Source organism: Reichenbachiella sp. (genome assembly GCF_039944555.1).
Taxonomy (GTDB): domain Bacteria; phylum Bacteroidota; class Bacteroidia; order Cytophagales; family Cyclobacteriaceae; genus Reichenbachiella.
The window spans coordinates 1-15,356 of record NZ_JBDUYN010000001.1; the positions used below are offsets into that span (position 1 = coordinate 1).

Below are 15,356 nucleotides of genomic sequence, written 5' to 3' on the forward strand. Positions count from 1 at the left end.
TGAACCATTTACCATACAATTGCGAGCCAACGACTGGAATATGATCGGTAATCCATATCCGTTTGCTATCGATTGGCAAGCCGTGATAGATTACAATGCAAACAATGGCCGGACCGTAGAGAAATTGGTCACCTACACAAATAGGCAGTACAATTCAGATCAGACCACCTTGAACAAATACGGTGGGGCACTGTTACACTCATCGACCGACATGGAAATCCAAATTCCTGTGTCGGCCAGGAGTAGTTCGACAGGAAGGATTCGACAAACTCAGAATAGAAATAACCTTCAAAATTTTGGTCTCGGGCCTTGGGTCTTGGGTCTCGGTTTGAAAAATGAGTCTATGGTATATCAAGTGTCGAGTATCTCTATGAAGGATGGAGCTGAAACAGGAATAGATTCATACGATTGGAAAATGTTACCGCGACTTTCAAGCTATCTTGATATTTCCTTTGGAAATGAAATAACCAAAAGTGTGGTGCCCATCGCAGATCAGTTTACCTGGGATTTTAGTGTCAATAGCAACCTAATCGGAGAACTCACCGCCTTGAGTTGGGACAACTATGGCCTTGAAAGCTCGGACTACGCTTTGATGCTGCTGGATGTGAAAGACCAGAGGGTAGTCGATATGGGCAAACGAAATTTCTACCAGTTTAAATTTGAAGAAACTAGCCGTCCTTTCAAACTATTCTACGCTTCTAAAAGTAATATGACCGAATATATGAATCTGGAATCAAATTTTGTTGGCGATCCATTCCCCAATCCGTTTAGCAACATCTTGACCATACCTGTTTCAATAACTGGAGCCAATGCTATGGTTCAGATTAATGTTTACAATATCCTTGGGAAAGAAGTCTACCAATCTATCATAAATCGAAATTCAACAGGCTACCATGAGTTTAACATTGATCTGACAGAAGGTGTAAATACTAATATCAAAGCAGGCACTTACCTGATACAAGTGACTTTGCTCACTGATAGTGGGATCCAGTTAATGAACAAAAGATTATTATTTAGTAAGTAACCATATGAAAAAGAATCTAGTACTCATTTTTGCCTTCATTTGGGGAGGCTCTTTAGCCCAGGAAGTTACGACTAACATCAAAGGTCTGTACGTAGATTTTGGATTTGATAGTCCGTCAGAAATCACCATTGTCAGTCCCAAAGACCTCACCGCCAAATCCAGAGGACTAAAGCGGGTAGATAAGAAATTCGTTGAAATTGAAGGAATTGTAAAAGACGCAGAGGGAGTCAAACAACTTGCTCTGAATGAGGAATTGATTGATGTCGGTTCCGACGGGTATTTCATCACCAATATGGCTTTAAGTGTAGGAGAAAATGATTTGGTTTTTTCCGTTCTTGACAAAGAAGATAATAAAACTGACACCTCGTTTCAATTAGTGAGATATCAAAATGAAGTTGCGACACCCGATGGAGGCAAATATTACGCTTTACTTATAGGGATCGAAAATTACAAGGACTCTTCCTTTATTGATTTGGATTACCCGATTGATGATGCTCAAAAATTGTATGAGGTCCTTGTGGATCAATATGCATTCAATACAGAAAGAGTGACTCTTGTATTAGATGCCACCAGAGAAAGTATCATTAACGCTCTGGATGATCTGACCAGTGTGGTAACTCCTGTGGACAATGTTCTTATTTTTTATGCAGGTCATGGTATTTGGGATGAAAAAGCTGAAATAGGTTATTGGTTGCCCAGCAACGCTGAGGAGGGAAAAAAGGCAGATTGGTTTAGAAATAGCGCACTCCGAGATTATATAAAGGAGATCAACTCAAGGCATACCTTATTGATTGCAGATGCTTGTTTCAGCGGATCTATTTTCAAGTCCAGATCAGTTTTAATTGGTGCAGACGCTGCAACTAATAAAATGCACAAATTGCCAAGTAGAAAGGCCATGACTAGCGGTACACTCACAGCAGTACCTGACAAAAGTGTCTTTATGAAATTTCTGATTGACCGACTGGAAAAAAATGAAGAAACGTACGTTTCTGCCGGTCAGCTGTTTTCGAGTTTTAAGATAGCCGTCATGAATAATAGTGATACCACTCCACAATACGGTATAGTACAGAATGCTGGGGACGAAGGAGGCGATTTTATTTTTATTAAAAGAACAGAAGAATAGGTTCCGTTAAGCATACCAATTAGATGCAAAAAGTCTGATCAGACCCTTTTTGCATTGCAGAGAAGGACAGAGTTTAGGATAGTTCTGGCAGGATTATCTAGCGACGGGCTGACCTGCAGGGGATCCCGACAGCTCAAACGAAAAAAGCCAGACAACTGTCTGGCTTTTTTTTTGCAGAGAAGGAGGGATTCGAACCCCCGGTACCTTGCGGCACGCTGGTTTTCAAGACCAGTGCATTCGACCACTCTGCCACTTCTCTGGGTCGATTATTTCACCATTCCGTTGAATGGGAGTGCAAATGTAGAATAATAATTTTTTTTGACAAGGGACAGCTAGGAAATATTTTCAGTTAGTCAAAAATTGATGTAGTGGTCTCGATTTTATCCGAAAGTACCGCTCGGTCTACACTGGCATTGTACTCAAATCCTACCAGTAAAATAAGCGAGAGCAAGTACAACCATACCATCAAAGCGATCAACATACCGAGAGAGCCATAGAACTTATTATAATTTGCAAAATTGTTGATGTAAAACGAAAATGCATAGGACGTGGCTACGCAGGCAACAGCAGAAAAAACGGCACCAAAAGAAAAGAAAGTCCACCTGTCATGAATAGCAGGAGCGAAGTAATAAATGGTAGAAATAGCTATAAAGAAAGCAATCACAATCACGCCATATTTTAAGGCAGTCAATAGATAAATTATGTAGTCTTGCGTAATAAGTCCCTCGGTTGATAGATAGTTGAGCACGAGCTTACCAATAACCATCAAAATGATTGAAAAAAACAAAACAGAGGAAAGCACCAAGGTTAGGCCCGTTGCGATGAGCCTCGTACGAAAGAAGCCTCGCTTATCATTCGTTCTGTAGATTCTGTTGAAGGTACTCATGAGACTGTGCATGCCATTAGTAGCCAGAATAAGTGCCAAGAGTGCACCAAAGGAGAGTAAACCCTGACGCTTGTTGCTAATAATGTCATGGATCGTGCCATCTGCAGCTTCATACATGGCTGAAGGCATAACACTGGCCAGGAAACTCATGATGCTCTCCGTATCTATATGGGGAATAACAGAATGAATGTATGGGATCAATGTAAAAATGAAAATAATAGAAGGAAAAATTGCAAGCGTAAAGCTAAAGGCCACGCCATTGGCTTTGGTAATTAGTCCATGCTTCGCCGTATTTTCTAAAAATAGATCTAGTGTATTGTACAGTGTGGTCTGACGCTTGTTGAGCTTGATCAGCTGTAATCTGCGAATGAATTTTAAATACCAATCGTAATAGAGAAGGTGCTTATGGAGGTTTTTCCTTTTCATGAGAAATAAGGTTCCAGAAATCTGACCAATTCATCAGGAACCCTGCAAGGTCTGTTGGTTTCCATATTTATAAAGACCAATGTGGTCTCACCGGTATTAATTAATTTTTCTTCTTCGTTGAAGATTTCGTACTCAAATATAATCCTGGCTTTTGGAAAGATTGGGATTTTTACCTTTATAGTGAGTAATTCATCATATTTTCCCGGAAGTAGATAATTGGTTTGCATGTTGATGACGGGCATCATCACTCCGGTTTTTTCCATTTCATTGTAGGAAAAGCCCAATTGTCTTAGTGTTTCCACCCGACCGATTTCATAATATGCAGCATAATTGCCATAATACACATAACCCATCTGATCGGTCTCTGAGTACCGTACTCGGGTCCTGGTTTGAGCTTCAAACATTTACAACTTTGTCATTTTTAATTCTATAAATCAGAAATATATTGCATTTTTCTTATACAAAGATGAACAATTTGGGAGTAATTCGATTGAAAAAAATGGGTCTTTTGATGCTTGTCATTGGATGCCTGACAGTTTCCGTACAGGCTTCTAAAATTTCCGTTCGATATGAGAAACCCGTTTCTGCCAAGTATGAGCCTATTTACAAAACCTTAAAATCCAATCATCGCCGGATGTTAGGTGAGTCGGTTCGCTCTTTGAGACAACTCTATGATTGGCCGAACCCTATTCAGGTGGTTGTGGCATCATGCGGCTTTGTCAACTCCCGCTATCAGGTTGGGGATCAGGTTGTGGTCATATGTTATGAGTCTTTGTATAACAAGATCTATGATTACCCACAAGCAGCCACATCAAAAAGGGCCTTCGCCAACCGAGTCTTTCAAAATACCATGTTCACCTTCTGGCACGAGATGGGTCATGCGTTGATAGATCAATTGGGTTTAATTGGAGAAGCAAATGAGCTTCAATCCGAAATAATGGCCGATGAATTTGCCGCGTTATCTATGATATGGAGAGGAGAACAGAAATGGAACCATGTGTTGATGATAAGTGCTTTGCATTTTAAGAACAAATCAACATCCGAACCTGGCAAATCATACAAGAACCATCCGGATGACGACATCCGATATCAAAAAATGATTGTCTTATTGCATGGATCTGCACAAAAATCTTATTCCAGATTATCGGATCAAGTAGAGCAAATTAAATGGCTGGATAAATCTTCAAAAGAATATTATTTGGAGAGAAGTATGTTTTGGGAACATAAACTTCGGTCGAATATGCGGAGAGATTTTTTTAATAAGTGAAAATCAGACATTTAAATGTTAGCCTAAGTCCCTGCTAAATCTCTGGTTTTTCTATTTTTGTTTCAAACATCATACCCCATGAACCTAGAATTCAACAAAAACGAGGATGCCTACAAACAGCTGATTTCGCAACTCAAAAACAAAACGAAGAAAGTAAAGCTTGGAGGAGGCGAAAAGAAGATAGAGGCTCAGCATGCCAAAGGCAAGTTGACCGCCCGTGAGCGCATCGACTACCTCATCGATGACCCTAAGGACTTTGTTGAAGTAGGAGCATTTGTAGGTGACGGGATGTATGCAGAACAAGGAGGGTGTCCTTCAGGAGGTGTCGTTACTGGCATAGGCCACGTAAAAGGCAGGCAATGCGTACTAGTCGCCAACGATGCTACAGTAAAGGCCGGAGCTTGGTTTCCTATCACAGCAAAGAAAAACCTACGTGCACAGGAGATTGCGATGGAAAACAGACTGCCTATTATCTACTTGGTAGATAGCGCTGGGGTGTTCTTACCTATGCAAAACGAAATTTTTCCCGATAAAGAACATTTTGGCCGTCAATTCAGAAACAATGCCATGATGTCTTCCATGGGTATCGTACAGGTGGCAGCTATCATGGGGAGCTGTGTGGCCGGAGGGGCCTATTTGCCAATCATGTCCGACGAGGCTATGATCGTTGATAAGACCGGTTCGATATTTCTTGCAGGGAGCTACTTAGTGAAAGCAGCTATTGGTGAAACAATTGACAATGAGACATTGGGAGGTGCAACTACACATTGCGAGATTTCCGGTGTAACTGACAACAAATTCGATTCTGATCAGGATTGTTTGGATGCCATAAAAAAAATCTTTGATAAGATAGGAGATTATGATAAGGCCGGTTTTAATAGAGAAGAACCTAAAAAACCGAAACTTGACGAAAAAGAAATCTACGGGCTCTTGCCAGTAGATAGGGTGAAGCCCTATGAAATGCGGGAGATCATCAAGCGAATGACTGACGATTCTGAATTTGATGAATACAAAGCAGACTATGGCCAGTCAATCGTATGTGGATATGGCCGTGTAGATGGTTGGGCGGTAGGTATTGTGGCTAATCAGCGTACTGTAGTAAAGACTAAAAAAGGCGAAATGCAAATGGGTGGTGTGATCTACTCGGATTCAGCCGACAAGTCAGCCCGATTTATTATGAACTGCAATCAGCGCAAGATACCCTTGGTATTTTTGCATGATGTGAGTGGTTTTATGGTAGGAAGCAAAGCCGAACACGGAGGAATAATAAAAGACGGCGCCAAAATGGTGAATGCCATGGCCAATTCGGTAGTGCCCAAATTCACCTTCATTCTGGGAAATTCCTATGGTGCTGGGAACTACGCCATGTGTGGTAAAGCTTATGATCCCAGACTCATCTATGCATGGCCTACTGCACAGCTGGCCGTAATGAGTGGAGCATCTGCTTCCAAGACATTACTACAAATAAAAGTCTCTGCCATGAAGGCCAAGGGACAGGAGGTATCCGCAGAGGATCAGAAGAAATTTTTAGCAGAAATTACAGACAAGTACAACGAAGAGCTGAGCCCTTTTTATGCGGCCTCACGGCTTTGGGTAGACGGTGTAATAGACCCTCTTGAGACGCGTAAGATCATTTCTACGGGTATTGAAGCCGCAGATCATGCGCCCATTGAGAAACCCTTCAACGTGGGCGTAATTCAGACATAAACCAAATAATCTCCTGACGTCAGTATGAATTCATTGTCTTTTTTTGTATCTTAATTTAGCAACTGGTTATTTTAAATATCAATTTCGGAATCTACTATTTTGAAAAAAATAAACGAAAAAGAGCTTAGCGCATTGGTTTCACTTTTGGAGGACGACGATCATGAGATTCTCGTACATGTGGAGGAAAAACTCGCATCTTTAGGGACCGAGGTGATTCCATTCCTGGAGAAAGAATGGATGAACAATAGTTTGATTCCTCGTGTGAGAGAAAAAATTGAAGACATTATTCATACTTTGCAGTATGACCTTTTGAGTGAAAAACTAGTGGCTTGGAAGGAGGCAGGGGCAGAGGACCTACTTGAGGGTATGATGCTCGTGGCCAATTACCAATACCCTGACCTTAATCTGAAATTTCTTACTCGCAAATTTGAGCAGTACTATCACAACGCTTGGCGTGAATTCTCTGAGGAACTTTCACCAATGGAACAGATAAAGGTGCTCAATGATGTCTTTTTCAACAAGATGAAGTTCAGGCCAAACGCTAAGAATTTTCATTCACCTGCCAACGGCATGATCAATGTGGTGTTGGAATCTAAAAGAGGAAATCCACTGAGTCTATGTGTGGTTTACATGCTTCTAGCTCAGCGTCTTAAGATGCCAATCTATGGGGTTAATCTTCCCAACTTATTTATTGTAACCTATAAGACAGAGCAGACACAGTTCTACATCAATGTATTCAATAATGGTATCATCTTTACTACGGATGACATCAACAATTATATCGACCAGCTAAAGTTGGCCAAGAATGATATTTACTACCAGCCTTGTAGCCATGTAGATATTGTGGCGCGGGCTTTACGCAATCTGATTTCTTCATTTGAAAAATTAGGCGAATACAAAAAAGCCGACGATATCAAAATGCTACTGCAGTCGGTAGATGAAATGTCGTACTAGAATAAATAATTCCTGCAGCAAGCTGACGGGGTATTAATTTTCGAATTGGCTAGTACCTTCGATCCAAGGATCGGGGAATTAAACCCGATAGGCTATTACCTTGCAGTTAAAACCCAAAAAATGTGACCAGCACGATCATTGCGAAGATGATGAAGAGCGTGGCTGGAAGTAAAAAAGGAATGACGAATTGCAGGTATTTTCTAATGAATGAATCCTGATACCCTTCGAATCCAATGGCAATTTCTGCGTCCAGATTTTGTTTTTTCCAAATGTGCGCTGCAAAAAATACCATGAGAGAGCCACCCAATGGAAGGAAAGAATCATTGGCCACGTTTACAATGAAATTTAGAAAATCTGTTGATGTAGTCGCATTTACATAGGTGATAAATTCAGAAAAGTAGGCTGAATAACCGTTGCCGAGGAGGGAAGGAATGCCAATGAGATAAACTATTCCTGACATGAGCCAAGCTGCTTTTTTTCTCGACATTTTGAACTCGTCCACCACGTAGGCCACTGGAACCTCCAGAAGAGATACCGTGGATGTCAGAGCGGCAAAACAAAGTAGAGAGAAAAAGGCCATACCCACTATCGAACCGGCAGAGCCTCCAATTTCTCCAAAGATATAGGGTAGGGTTACAAAGATAAGCTCTGGTCCCCGACCGACTCCTGACAAAGTTCCTCCACTTACAAATCCAATAAGGGGAAAAATCATTAATCCGGCTATAATAGCGATCCCCACATCGGTCAATGTAATTAAAGCGGCTGAAGTAACCAGATTATCCTTTTTGTTGATGTAGCTACCATAGGTGATGAAAGTGCCCATGCCTAAAGAAAGCGAAAAGAAAGCCTGCCCCATAGCATTGAAAACAACGGAAAGGTTGAGTTTCGTAAAGTCCGGAAGTAGGAAGAATTTGATGCCAGCCATGGCGTTGGGCAAGAACAGCGCATAGATGATTAGGGACAACATCATCACAATTAATAAGGGCATTAGTATTTTGGCCGCTTTTTCGATTCCAGCTGACACACCTTTTGATACGATGAATGCCGTGCAGATCATGAACATCAATCCATAGCCTCCAACAGCGAATATGTCGGTGGTGTATGCTCTAAAACTTTCAGTAATGGCAAAATTTCCTGCAGCCATTTCGAAGGTATAGCCAAATGCCCAACCGGCGATTACATTATAAAATGATAAAATAAGAACGCCGCTTAATACCCCTAATTTTCCAATAAAGTTCCACTTTCGATGCCCGAGGGCATTGAATGCGCCAACCGCATTTCGACCCGATTTTCTTCCAATGGCCAGCTCAGTAAGCATAACTGGAAAACATAACGCAAAGCAAAAAAACAAATAGACAAGAACGAAAATGGCTCCACCGCCGGCGCCCGCCTCATAGGGAAATCCCCAGATATTGCCTAGTCCAACTGCCGAACCCGCGGCAGCAGCGATAAACCCTAGTTTACTTGAAAAATTACCTCTTACTGCCATTTTTGAGTGTTCTGGTTAATGGTGCCATGTATGACAAATGAAATTTGCTCACTACTGATAATAAAAAACGGTTTCAAAAGTTAGTCGAGCGTCATATCGATGCGAAGCGAGATATCTTCATCGGTAGTGCAGTCCGAAGGAGACTTCTCCTATTGGTCGAAGTGACGAATCCGGTAAGCTTTTGAAACCGTTTTCTAATGTTTATTTTATAGGATAATAGACATCAGTTCTCCACTGCGAAGTGTCTGATTCTGTGGGGTCTGATACATAGATTTCATAACCCTGTCCATTCGCTTCCAGCTCATTGAACTGCATATAAGCCTGTAGCTGCTTGTGTGTATCATCCAATTTGTTGTAGTCACCCATGTGAATAGCTTTCACAACTTTACCACCAGGAGTTTGTCCTACAGAAATACTTTCATCGGATACTTCTCCGGGATCTGCCACTGGAATGGCCACATCGGCCTCCCAGCCAGTTTCATTGAGGTTTATGTACACAGACATAGGCTGACCGGCACCCATTACGCCATTTTTGTTGATGTAGCCAAGCAACTGACCATATATTTCACCCATTCGAGGTCCAATCGTCTCAGGGTTCGTGACATCAAATGTTTCCCGAATTGCCAGATAGTTAATAGGTTCGGCGGTAGTTACGGAAATATCTGCTGTAAATATAGGTTTTGACTCAACTCTGGATTTTAAGTTCGCAAGTCCTTCTTCATAGGCGGGTCCGACCATGGAATCCATAAATAAGCCCATAATCTTAAAAATAGGGTTGCTACCCATGTCTCCTTCCAATGTCCAGGTAACCTCGGTTGCATCACCGTTTTCTTCAAGAGTAAAATTTGCATAACTAGGCTCGTCGAATCCTCCAAAATACAATTCGGTACGAACCTTTTGATTTGGTATGGCTTCAATTACCTCTTGAGTGCCGTTGCCAACCTCTTCATGCTCGCTGGACCACTTCTTTTTTGCTCCAACTCCTGATTCCGGTCCAGAAAAAACGTACGTAATGTTTGGATCTTTAAGATCCCAGGGAGACCATTTGCCAGTCTTTCTTAGATTGGCGACTTCTTCATAAATGGATGCCGGACTGGCATTGATTGTGATGCTGCGTTCTACGGCCACCTCACTTGGAAGAATGAGTGCAATTACTGCAATTAATGCGATTAGGATAACCAGCACTAAAAGAACCTTTTTTAGAATTTTCATTGTTTGGTGTGTTAGTTTTGTCCCGACAAGATAAAAAAATGCAATTTCTATTCAAAACCGTTAATCGAGATTTTTAGCGACTATCAAGAAACGAACAATGACTGATTCCAGTGCTGTCAAATATGCCACCTTTCCTCAGCGTTTGCTGGCATTCAATATTGATATGACTGTCTTTCTGTTTACTGTAGTTCCACTATTTATTTTTGTAGAAAATGATGTGATATTTCTCGCTCTTTTCTTTTCTGTCATCTGCATATATCATGCGGTTATGGAAAGCTCATCCTGGCAAGCTACTTTGGGTAAAAAGTATGCTAAACTCAAGGTAACAGACGGGCAGGGAAATCGTCCAACCTTCTATAGAGCGTTACTAAGAATCATTACAAAATATCTGTCTTTATTGCTATTTTTCATGGGATTTTTGATGATCTACGTTAGACGTGATAGAAGAGGATTGCATGATGTGATAGCCAAAACCTACGTGGTAGATGTGGTAAATTCACGCATAAGTTAGGTAAAACTCATAATTAACAATGCTCGAACAAAAAATGTCCGCTATTCCTTATGCGGTATGGAAATTAATTTTAATTTTAGGACTTGTTATAATAGGTATTAAAACCAATTCGCATTAGCACTAATCAGGTATGAAAAGTATTTTTGACAGATTCGAGAATTTTTTTGAAGGTTTTATCTTTTGGAGTAGATGGGTGCAGGCACCTATGTACGGAGGGCTCATCATTGGAGCATTCTTGTATATGGCAAAATTCTTTCAGGAACTAGCGCATATGTATCACCAAGTTGTTGGAGGAGATATTGAGTCCAAGGTGATGCTTACTTTACTTAGCTTGGTAGATATTTCCATGGTAATGAACCTAGTAGTCATGGTGACCATTGGTGGTTACTCCATATTTACCAGTAAAATCGATGTGGATATGCACGATGATAAGCCGTTGTGGCTTGAGGGACTGGATGCTGGTATGTTGAAAATTAAGTTAGCAACGTCATTAGCCTCTATTTCCGGGGTACAGCTATTGAAAACATTTGTAAACTATAGGGAAGCTGCAGAAAAAGCAGGGTCTGAAGGAATCATAATTGAAATTGTTATTCATATGGTCTTCATCTTTTCTGCCTTACTGTTAGGGTATACTGAAAAGATTATCCATTCTTATCCTCACGGATTAACCGGACACGGTGGACACGATGAAAAAGAGGATGAACATAAAGAGGAAGTTTGATATTTTCTAAATTAAGAAATTGAAGGCACCTCAAAAGGGTGCCTTTTTTTATGACTATGCAACAAAAACAAGCTAAAAACCCATGGGAAAAACTTTCAGGCGAAAGGGTTTATGAAAATGCCTGGATCAGTGTGGAGGAGCATAAAGTGTTGAACCCATCAGGAAATGAAGGGATATATGGGAAAGTACATTTTAAGAATAAGGCACTAGGTGTAATACCCTTAGATTCAGATATGAACACTTGGCTCGTAGGCCAATATAGGTATACCCTCGACGAATATTCCTGGGAAATCCCTATGGGAGGGGGAGCTATTGAAGTTGATTTCCTAGAATCTGCTAAACGTGAACTTAAGGAAGAAACTGGCCTTGAAGCATCAAACTGGATAAACGTTCTTAGAATTCATACTTCTAATTCTGCCACAGATGAAGAAGGTTTTGTATTTGTGGCTACTGGACTAACCCAAGGAGAGACGGAATTTGAAGAAACAGAAGACATCCAAATAAAAAAAATGAAGCTGGATGAGGCTATTCAGATGGTCATGAACAATGAAATTACCGATAGTTTAAGCATTGCAGGCTTGTTAAAAGTAAAAATACTGCTGGATGAAGGTAACCTGACCCTGTTTGATAAAGTGCAGTAAAACCGGCTTGTAGTTAAACAACAATTAAACCAATTAATCAATTGACCCTTAAAGAACATTTCCGGAAGAATATTACCCTTGCTTATCCAGTAATGCTCAGTCAAATGGGACATATACTGGTTGCAGTAGCCGACAGTATGATGGTAGGCAGACTTGGAACTGTTCCATTAGCTTCTGTATCATTAGCGAATAGCGTTTTCTCCATCATCATGCTTTTTGGTATTGGAGTATCATATGGTATGACCCCACTAGTTGCTGCTGCAGATGGAGCAAATGATAAACGATCTGGCGCTAAGATATTTAAGCACGGAGTGTTTCTCAATACCGTATTGGGAATTATGTTGGTGTTGATGGGACTGCTGATCGGAAAAGGTCTTGTGTTTCTAGATCAGGATCCTCAGGTATTGGCAGGTGCACTTCCATATTTCTATACCTTGGTATTTAGCCTTTTACCGTTGATGGTTTTTCAGGCCTTTCGCCAGTTTACGGAAGGACTGTCAATGACCCGCCAGGCTATGTATATATCGATTTCTGGTAATGTACTTAACGTTTTCTTTAACTATGGTCTCATCTATGGTGAGATGGGTATGCCAGAGCTTGGAATGGTGGGTGCAGGCTGGGCCAGCTTGATATCAAGAATCATCATGGCAATAGCCATGGTAATTTTCGTTTTGAGTTATGGAAAGCTCCGTCGCTATGTTATCCTTTGGACTAAAATTAAGCTTCATGCAGCAGTAATGAAGAAAATACTCCATATCGGCATACCCTCAGGAATGCAGTACATTTTTGAAATTGGTGCATTCAGCATGGCGGCTGTCATGGTTGGCTGGATAGGAGCAGAGGCACTGGCTGCGCATCAGATCGCACTCAACCTTTCAGCTATTACCTATATGATAGCTACAGGTATATCAGCGGCAGGAGCTATTCGTACTGGTAATCAGTTGGGTAGAAAGGATTATACAACTCTTCGTCGGGCGGGACTGACTTGTTTTGCTATGGTTGCTATTATGATGGCCTTTTTCGGAGCCGTTTTTATTATGGGCAATACCTATCTGCCAACCTGGTACATTAAGGATCCGGTCGTAATTCAAATGGCGGGAAGCTTACTGATAATTGCGGCTTTTTTTCAAATATCAGATGGTGTACAGGCCGTTGGACTCGGCGTGCTTCGCGGAATAGCAGATGTGAAAGTTCCTACGCTTGTGACTTTGTTCGCTTATTGGCTTATGGCCATACCTTTGGCTTATCTTTTTGGCATTTACCTGGATTGGGGGGCAATTGGTATATGGATAGCACTACTGATAGGACTGACGATAGCTGCTATTCTCCATCTTATTCGGTTTCATTTGCTTTCTAAGTACTTTATTGTCAAAAACCGGTAACACGGGCAAGGTATTGGTCATACTCATCTGTCATCAGAATTTCTGTGTGAAGGTCCAACTCCTTTGTTTCTTGCACGAGTGATTTTGAATCGACATAAAGCCAGTCAAACCATTCGCCCTTTTTGCCTTTGTACTCATATTGGTATTGGATTTCTCCGAAATAGTGATTTGGCTTGGCTACACCTTCTTCGTACAGGTATGAGATATCAGAAGAATCTAATATAATTTGTCCACCAGGATTTAATAGTTTTTTGCAATGACTGAAGAAGAAGGGTAGGCTTGCGAGCTTTCCTGCTATTCCAAGTCCATTCATCATAAAAAGCAGGGTGTCATATTTACTTTCATAGGCATAGAAGTCCTGATTTACCATTTTTTCCATACCCGAGTGTTTTAGTGTTTCTATGCAGCCAGGAGAGTTTTCCAATGCAGTCACATCCATTTCAAAGGCCTGCATAAATAGTGCATGTGCACCGGCTCCTGCACCAACATCTAATATTTTACCTTCACAGCTGGTAATAGCGAGGTTTTCGAGCTCTGTAAAGTCCTGATGGTCGCGAAAAAAGACTTCAACAGGCATTTCTTCTGGTTCGCCGTAGGTATTATGAGTTGTCAGAACGACAGAATGATCTCCTTTATAGAAATCAAAGATTGCTTCACCGTATACGTCTTTCACGACTTATTTAAACATGTTCATGCCAGACAGTGCACGTTTGGCACCTCCCATTTTGTTCATGGTTTTCATCATCTTGCGCATCTGATCAAACTGCTTAAGTAATTGATTGACCTCCTGAATAGAGGTACCACTTCCAGTAGCAATTCTTTGCTTTCGGCTACCGTTTAGAATATCTGGCTCTTCTCTTTCCTTCATAGTCATTGATTTGATGATTGCTTCGATTGGCTTTAAAGAATCATCGTCAATATCTATGTCTTTGATGGCTTTGCCTACACCAGGAATCATTCCCATAAGGTCCTTTAGATTACCCATCTTCTTGATTTGCTCAAGTTGGGACAAGAAGTCATCGAACCCGAATTGATTCTTTCGGATTTTCTTTTGAATTCTTTTCGCTTCTTCTTCGTCAAAGGTGTTTTGTGCTTTTTCAACCAAAGACACCACATCTCCCATACCAAGAATCCTGTTGGCCATCCGATCTGGGTGGAAGACATCGAGTGCGTCCATTTTCTCGCCGGAGCTGATAAATTTGATAGGCTTGTCAACTACCTTACGAATGGTCAAGGCAGCTCCACCTCTGGTATCACCGTCAAGTTTGGTCAATACCACTCCGTTAAAATCCAATCGGTCGTTGAAAGTCTTGGCTGTATTCACTGCATCCTGACCAGTCATGGAATCCACTACAAACAGTGTCTCTGCCGGGTTGAGGCCTTTTTTGAGACCCTCAATTTCATTCATCATCTGTTCGTCCACAGCCAATCGACCGGCGGTATCCACGATGATAGTCTTCTTGTTATTGTCTTTTGCGTATTTAAGCGCGTTTTTAGCGATTTTTAAAGCATCCTTATTGTCTGGCTCGGCATAGACATCAACGTCTATCTGCTCACCTAAGACCTTTAATTGGTCTATTGCGGCAGGTCTGTAGATGTCACAGGCCACAAGCAACACATTTCTGTTTTGTGTTTTGAGGTGACTTGCCAGCTTCCCGGAAAAGGTAGTCTTACCAGAACCCTGAAGCCCGGAGATCAATATCACATTTGGATCACCCTTGAGATTGATTTCTTCACTTCGACCACCCATCAATTCAGTCAACTCTTCCGATACGATCTTAGTCAAAAGTTGACCAGGCGAAACAGCAATCAATACATCTTGTCCTAAGGCTTTTTCTTTAATAGAATCGGTGACTTCCTTGGCCACTTTAAAGTTTACATCGGCATCTATCAGCGCCCGGCGGATTTCCTTAACGGTGGTGGCGACATTTATTTCTGTGATTCTTCCCTGTCCCTTTAGGTTTTTAAAGGCCTGATCGAGCTTTACACTAAGATTATCAAACATAATTCTTG

15 protein-coding genes and 1 tRNA gene are annotated in these 15,356 nt (G+C 41.3%); 9 read left to right on the forward strand and 7 right to left on the reverse strand.

Going from position 1 to position 15,356, the window contains the following annotated elements:
- Positions 1–1,024 (forward strand): T9SS type A sorting domain-containing protein (locus ABJD64_RS00005; protein WP_348181987.1); only part of this gene is annotated, 1,024 nt, incomplete at its 5' end.
- A 4-nt stretch (positions 1,025–1,028) separates the two neighbouring features.
- Entirely contained in the window at positions 1,029–2,147 is a 1,119-nt protein-coding gene (locus ABJD64_RS00010; protein ID WP_348181988.1) for a caspase family protein, read from the forward strand.
- Between the two features lie 174 nt (positions 2,148–2,321).
- Here ABJD64_RS00010 and ABJD64_RS00015 read toward each other — a convergent pair.
- From ABJD64_RS00015 to ABJD64_RS00025, 3 genes are all read right to left on the reverse strand, one after another.
- A tRNA-Ser gene (locus ABJD64_RS00015) sits at positions 2,322–2,406 on the reverse strand.
- 90 nt (positions 2,407–2,496) lie between these two features.
- Entirely contained in the window at positions 2,497–3,459 is a 963-nt protein-coding gene (locus ABJD64_RS00020) for a YihY/virulence factor BrkB family protein (RefSeq protein ID WP_348181989.1), read from the reverse strand.
- Positions 3,456–3,863 carry a thioesterase family protein gene (locus ABJD64_RS00025; RefSeq protein ID WP_348181990.1) on the reverse strand — a complete coding sequence of 136 codons (408 nt, stop codon included), beginning with the start codon at positions 3,861–3,863 and terminating at the stop codon, positions 3,456–3,458. The genes ABJD64_RS00020 and ABJD64_RS00025 overlap by 4 nt, the downstream gene beginning before the upstream one ends.
- Before the next feature lie 62 nt (positions 3,864–3,925).
- Here ABJD64_RS00025 and ABJD64_RS00030 point away from each other — a divergent pair, with 62 nt between their 5' ends.
- From ABJD64_RS00030 to ABJD64_RS00040, 3 genes are all read left to right on the forward strand, one after another.
- Positions 3,926–4,726, forward strand: coding sequence for a DUF4344 domain-containing metallopeptidase (locus tag ABJD64_RS00030; protein ID WP_348181991.1), 801 nt, complete (start codon positions 3,926–3,928; stop codon positions 4,724–4,726).
- A 78-nt stretch (positions 4,727–4,804) separates the two neighbouring features.
- The gene (locus tag ABJD64_RS00035; RefSeq protein WP_348181992.1) at positions 4,805–6,433 is read left to right on the forward strand and encodes an acyl-CoA carboxylase subunit beta; all 1,629 of its coding nucleotides are present in this window, start codon (positions 4,805–4,807) and stop codon (positions 6,431–6,433) included.
- A 99-nt stretch (positions 6,434–6,532) separates the two neighbouring features.
- On the forward strand, positions 6,533–7,387 hold the full coding sequence (locus ABJD64_RS00040; protein WP_348181993.1) for a transglutaminase-like domain-containing protein: 855 nt from the start codon (positions 6,533–6,535) through the stop codon (positions 7,385–7,387).
- A gap of 106 nt (positions 7,388–7,493) precedes the next feature.
- Here ABJD64_RS00040 and ABJD64_RS00045 read toward each other — a convergent pair whose 3' ends face one another.
- Together ABJD64_RS00045 and ABJD64_RS00050 are read right to left on the reverse strand one after the other, a co-directional pair.
- Positions 7,494–8,876: a sodium-dependent transporter gene (locus ABJD64_RS00045; protein WP_348181994.1), complete on the reverse strand. Its 1,383-nt coding sequence runs from the start codon at positions 8,874–8,876 to the stop codon at positions 7,494–7,496.
- A gap of 201 nt (positions 8,877–9,077) precedes the next feature.
- Positions 9,078–10,088, reverse strand: a complete 1,011-nt coding sequence (locus ABJD64_RS00050) for an SRPBCC family protein (protein ID WP_348181995.1) — start codon at positions 10,086–10,088, stop codon at positions 9,078–9,080.
- Between the two features lie 97 nt (positions 10,089–10,185).
- Between ABJD64_RS00050 and ABJD64_RS00055 the strand changes: the two genes are divergently transcribed.
- From ABJD64_RS00055 to ABJD64_RS00070, 4 genes are all read left to right on the forward strand, one after another.
- On the forward strand, positions 10,186–10,599 hold the full coding sequence (locus tag ABJD64_RS00055) for an RDD family protein (protein WP_348181996.1): 414 nt from the start codon (positions 10,186–10,188) through the stop codon (positions 10,597–10,599).
- A gap of 130 nt (positions 10,600–10,729) precedes the next feature.
- Positions 10,730–11,320, forward strand: coding sequence for a TIGR00645 family protein (locus tag ABJD64_RS00060; protein WP_348181997.1), 591 nt, complete (start codon positions 10,730–10,732; stop codon positions 11,318–11,320).
- A 56-nt stretch (positions 11,321–11,376) separates the two neighbouring features.
- Entirely contained in the window at positions 11,377–11,961 is a 585-nt protein-coding gene (locus ABJD64_RS00065) for an NUDIX hydrolase (protein ID WP_348181998.1), read from the forward strand.
- Positions 11,962–12,002: 41 nt separating this feature from the next.
- Positions 12,003–13,343 carry an MATE family efflux transporter gene (locus ABJD64_RS00070; protein WP_348181999.1) on the forward strand — a complete coding sequence of 447 codons (1,341 nt, stop codon included), beginning with the start codon at positions 12,003–12,005 and terminating at the stop codon, positions 13,341–13,343.
- Here ABJD64_RS00070 and ABJD64_RS00075 read toward each other — a convergent pair.
- Both ABJD64_RS00075 and ffh read right to left on the reverse strand, forming a co-directional pair.
- Positions 13,330–14,016, reverse strand: coding sequence for a class I SAM-dependent methyltransferase (locus tag ABJD64_RS00075; protein WP_348182000.1), 687 nt, complete (start codon positions 14,014–14,016; stop codon positions 13,330–13,332). The two genes, ABJD64_RS00070 and ABJD64_RS00075, sit on opposite strands and share 14 nt — an antisense overlap.
- Positions 14,017–14,019: 3 nt before the next feature.
- Positions 14,020–15,348: a signal recognition particle protein gene (gene ffh, locus ABJD64_RS00080; RefSeq protein ID WP_348182001.1), complete on the reverse strand. Its 1,329-nt coding sequence runs from the start codon at positions 15,346–15,348 to the stop codon at positions 14,020–14,022.
- Between the last annotated feature and the right edge of the window lie 8 nt (positions 15,349–15,356).

What these genes read in the sequence shown, in the direction of transcription:
- ABJD64_RS00045 (WP_348181994.1), bottom strand. Translation starts at nt 8,876, where the DNA reads ATGGCAGTAAGAGGTAATTTTTCAAGTAAACTAGGGTTTATCGCTGCT.
- ABJD64_RS00065 (WP_348181998.1), top strand. Translation starts at nt 11,377, where the DNA reads ATGCAACAAAAACAAGCTAAAAACCCATGGGAAAAACTTTCAGGCGAA.
- ABJD64_RS00020 (WP_348181989.1), bottom strand. Translation starts at nt 3,459, where the DNA reads ATGAAAAGGAAAAACCTCCATAAGCACCTTCTCTATTACGATTGGTAT.
- ABJD64_RS00060 (WP_348181997.1), top strand. Translation starts at nt 10,730, where the DNA reads ATGAAAAGTATTTTTGACAGATTCGAGAATTTTTTTGAAGGTTTTATC.
- ABJD64_RS00010 (WP_348181988.1), top strand. Translation starts at nt 1,029, where the DNA reads ATGAAAAAGAATCTAGTACTCATTTTTGCCTTCATTTGGGGAGGCTCT.
- ABJD64_RS00055 (WP_348181996.1), top strand. Translation starts at nt 10,186, where the DNA reads ATGACTGATTCCAGTGCTGTCAAATATGCCACCTTTCCTCAGCGTTTG.
- ABJD64_RS00030 (WP_348181991.1), top strand. Translation starts at nt 3,926, where the DNA reads ATGAACAATTTGGGAGTAATTCGATTGAAAAAAATGGGTCTTTTGATG.
- ABJD64_RS00025 (WP_348181990.1), bottom strand. Translation starts at nt 3,863, where the DNA reads ATGTTTGAAGCTCAAACCAGGACCCGAGTACGGTACTCAGAGACCGAT.
- ffh (WP_348182001.1), bottom strand. Translation starts at nt 15,348, where the DNA reads ATGTTTGATAATCTTAGTGTAAAGCTCGATCAGGCCTTTAAAAACCTA.
- ABJD64_RS00050 (WP_348181995.1), bottom strand. Translation starts at nt 10,088, where the DNA reads ATGAAAATTCTAAAAAAGGTTCTTTTAGTGCTGGTTATCCTAATCGCA.
- ABJD64_RS00035 (WP_348181992.1), top strand. Translation starts at nt 4,805, where the DNA reads ATGAACCTAGAATTCAACAAAAACGAGGATGCCTACAAACAGCTGATT.